Raw genomic sequence first — 418 nt, forward strand, 5'->3', positions numbered from 1 at the left:
CCTATACCTGATAGATGCCCGGCATCGGCGTGATAATGCCATGTACCGTCATTTTGTAGAATCAGATCTCCATAGGTACCGTGGTAGTCGTAACCATTGCTACCTTGCTTTTCAAAAATAGACTCACCCGTATCAGGGTCTGTAATGGTTAGCTTGCCATCCGCATAGAGTGTTGTATTGCCAAGTGTGGCGATGCCAGGTTGGGCATAGTTGGGAGACATGTTAACGCCAGCAGTATTTTCAGATATAGAGGCAGTATCAACGCCGCCAATAATAGCCGCATTATTTGTCCCATTGACGGTAATAGTAACTTGATGTGGCGTGCCATCGGCAGAATGAACGGTGATGATGTCAATGGTTTTTGAACCTTGCGCTAACGCTTGCACGGTTGGGTTTGTATTGTCTAAATCATAGGTCC

The 418-nt window shown here is 46.2% G+C and carries 1 protein-coding gene; it reads right to left on the bottom strand.

Annotation, left to right across the window (positions count from 1 at the left end; genetic code table 11):
* Nucleotides 1-418: VCBS domain-containing protein (locus AB4249_RS21750; RefSeq protein WP_372104774.1), on the bottom strand; the 418-nt coding region annotated here is incomplete at both ends.

This window comes from Vibrio sp. 10N.261.55.F4 (genome assembly GCF_041470465.1).
Taxonomy (GTDB): Bacteria; Pseudomonadota; Gammaproteobacteria; order Enterobacterales; family Vibrionaceae; genus Vibrio; species Vibrio crassostreae_C.